At 60.6% G+C, this 3,664-nt stretch carries 1 pseudogene; it reads right to left on the reverse strand.

Annotation, left to right across the window (positions count from 1 at the left end):
• Positions 1-116: 116 nt before the first annotated feature.
• Positions 117-2,591, reverse strand: a pseudogene (locus tag X727_RS1000000169500) (Ulp1 family isopeptidase); the annotation flags it as partial.
• Positions 2,592-3,664 lie beyond the last annotated feature (1,073 nt).

Raw genomic sequence — 3,664 nt, forward strand, 5'->3', positions numbered from 1 at the left:
ATCAAGCCTTCCAACAGTACCAGCCTGATCAATTACGGCGAGAGCTACCGGTCCGGAGATCGCATCAGCCCCTCTGTCGTCAAGAGAGCTGTTCTGCTTGACCCCAGCCATGGAGCTCAACGCCCCGCGTCGGAGCGCTCCCTGCTTCTGAAGGAAGCCATTAGGTCCGCTCGGGCTTGATCGGAGGCTTGGCTGATGGACGTCGTGGTTGCTTCGCTCAGTTGCCGCCCCATGGCGCGGCTTTGCGGATTATCAGTCCTCTGCCTCTTCGCCGGTCTCAACAGCGCTGTGTAATGTTCATTGTTTATGATGACGCCCCCGCTGTTCACGAGGTTGCTCCTGTCAAGTGTACTCGTCAGTCCGTCCTGGGCCTCACGCTTCTTGCCCAAGTGCCGTTCAAACGGCGCTGGCGCGACTTGTTGAGCTCGAGAGATGGGTCCCTGCTCTCCTGCGTGGCCATGAGCTTGTGCCGCGGTCTGCGCAGCGTCCCCAATGGCACGAGCCTCCATGCCGACTGCGTCTTCCGGACGAGCAGCAAGGGCAATTTCGCGCCCGAGNGCGTCCCCAATGGCACGAGCCTCCATGCCGACTGCGTCTTCCGGACGAGCAGCAAGGGCAATTTCGCGCCCGAGTGCGAACTTCCGGACATGAGTTAGTGCACTGATGTCAGCGGTTTTCATATAGCGCTTGGCATCTTCATCCAGCGACCGCTCGTGAAGCCGATCCGCAATCCCCGGCTTTTTGTTTTCAACCAGGCATTGACTGAAACGTCTAAGAGCAGACCCATAGACCTCAACGGTACGGGGTTTCGGCCCGGTCGGCGCTGCCTCGTACGCTTTGATGAGAGCCGCTGTGTACTCTCTGATGAGCACGGCGTCGGCAGGGTGGGGATTCAGGGCAGGGCGGCCCACCACTGGCGCTCCGCCCGCCCACGTCTTGAGACGACCCAGTGACCCAGCCACGGCCGAGGGGCCGCCACCCCAGATCTCGTACTCCTTGCGATCCCGATCCAGCGACGAATCGTGAAGCCGATCCGCAATCCCCGGCTTGTTATTTTCAACGAGCCAATGACCAAAGCCGAAAAGAATATCTACATGGCGCTTGACCGTGATCTCCCCGACCTTACCGGCATAGAGTGCTGACCTCAGCCCTTCGACAAGGGTCGCATCGTTGGAATAAAGAGGACCCTTGTCGGGACCGGAGACCACTTTTGGGCGATCTGGCTGCACCGCCGCCGGCACAGAACGAGCATGGTCACGCAACTCGGACGGTGCGGGGGGATTCAGATCAACCACTGACGAATCCGGCGCATGATGATGGCGCGCCGTTGAGTGACCCGGCTGCAGCACCGAGGCACCCAGCATCGACCCACTGCCTCCGGCATACGGCGCCGCGGCGTGTTCTTGTCCGCTCCCTTGCATCATGGGCTGCGCTTCCCATGGCAATGCACCCACTTGATGGGTGGGGGCCTGCATCAGCACGCGAGCGCCTGAATTGCCGATCTCGCTCAGCTGCGGCTCAGTGGCAACGTCCTGCAGACGACTGTTCAGGGGCCTTTGCCTCTTCGCTGGTCTCAACTCCGCTGTATCATGCTCACGGTTGATGAGGACCTCCTCGCTTGATAGCTGGTTGCTCCTGTCTTGTGCAGCGATCCGCTCGTCCGGCGCGCGCTGGTCGCCGTCGCGCCAGATCAGGGGACGAAAGGACCCTGCGGGATCCGAGGCTTGGTGATGGGCCCCAGTTGGCACGAAAGACGATGCCAGAACAGCGTCGTCTTCATTAGCTTTCCCAGGGGGGAGATACTCTGGCCAACTGTATTCCTCCTGCGGCCCGCTGCGCTGCGCAGCGGCGTCCCCCTTGCTCTCAAGACTTTGAAATTTAAATGGGTCCCCGGGAGCAACGTCTGGCGCTGACTGGCCGAGCCGCTTTATCTGCTGGTGAAACGTCCCAACGGGGCTTTCCTTAACCGCGTCTCGGGCCTGTCGGTCCATGAGTTCAAAGTTCGTAAGATTATTTGCCGTTCCGAATGTATTGTCACCCCTGAGGCGGGTTTGTAGTGCCTGCCGATTGACGACGAGGTTGTTGAGGTTCAGGTTATCTGGCTGCGATTGCAATCGCCCAACCAGCGCCCGCGTGCCGTCCACCACGTAGACTCCGCAATCCACCACGTTGCTCTGCTGGGCGATGCGGGATACGCCCACGCGGGTCTCCAGGCTGGCGCCCAGATTTTCTGCGAGCTCTTTTGCAAGCGTGTCATTGCATCCGTTGTAGGAGTCATAATGATAGGCAACCGGCCGTTCCCGGTCGCTGCGATCAACGAACAGCAGCGACCAATGGGTGCCGCGCTCCGCAAGAGTCTTACCGCCATCGCTCACTGGCACGAACAGGAAGTCGGCTGTGTCGTTACCGTTCTGATGGACGATGCGCTGGAATGCGCTTAGCATGACGCTCTCGGAGCCCAAGCGCAGATGATAATTGGCTACGAGGGGATCCACGAACCGCGTCCGGGCGGCGAGATCTGGATTGTTCCCCTGCAACTCCTGCTCCAGGAGTTGGTAATCCCTCTGGATATGTTCGTCGCCTAGCCATTCCAATGCGCCGAGCACCCGCCCGTCTTTAGCTTTCCCAGGGGGCCTCTCTGGCCGACCCAATGCCTCCTGCGTCCCGCTGCGCTGCGCAGCGGCGTCCCCAATGGCACGAGCCTCCATGCCGACTGCGTCTTCCGGACGAGCAGCAAGGGCAATTTCGCGCCCGNGGCGTCCCCAATGGCACGAGCCTCCATGCCGACTGCGTCTTCCGGACGAGCAGCAAGGGCAATTTCGCGCCCGGGTGCGAACTTCCGGAGATGAGCTAGTGCACTGATCCTCCGGTTACCACCGGAGTTCACATAGCGCTTGGCATCTTCATCCAGCGACCCCTCGTGAAGCCGATCCGCAATCCCCGGCTTTTTGTTTTCATGCAGATATTCACTGAAACGTATAAGAGTAGATCCATAGACCTGAATGGTACCGCGATTCGGCCCGGTCGCAGGCGCTTCTTTGTACTCTTTGATGAGAGCCGCTGTGTAATCTCTGATGAGCGCGGCGTCGGCAGGGTAGGGATTCCGGACAGGGCGGTCGACCACTGGCGCTCCGCCCGCCAACGTCTTGAGACGACCCAGTGCTCTAGCCACAATCGAGGGGCCACCCCTGCTCTCGTACTCCGAGGGGCCACCCCTGCTCTCGTACTCCTTGCGATCCTGATCCAGCGACGATTCGTCAAGCCGAGCAGCAAATCCCGGCCTGTTATTGTCAAAGAGCCAACGACCAAAGCCGAGAAGAGAATTTACATGGCGCTTGACCGTGCTCTCCTTGACCTTACCCGCGTAAGCTGACCTCAGCCCTTCGACAACGGTCGCATCGTTGGAATAGAGGGGACCCTTGTCGCGACCGGAGACCCCTATTGGAGGATCTGGCTGCACCGCCGCCGGCACAGAACGAGCATGTTCACGCAACTCGGACGGTGCGGGGGGATTCAGATCAACCACTGACGAATCCGGCGCATGATGATGGCGCGCCGTTGAGTGACCCGGCTGCAGCACCGAGGCACCTAGCATCGACCCACTGCCTCCGGCGTACGGCGCCGCGGCGTGTTCTTGTCCGCTCCCTTGCATCATGGGCTGCGC

The organism is Mesorhizobium sp. L103C105A0, from assembly GCF_000502215.1.
Lineage (GTDB): Bacteria > Pseudomonadota > Alphaproteobacteria > Rhizobiales > Rhizobiaceae > Mesorhizobium.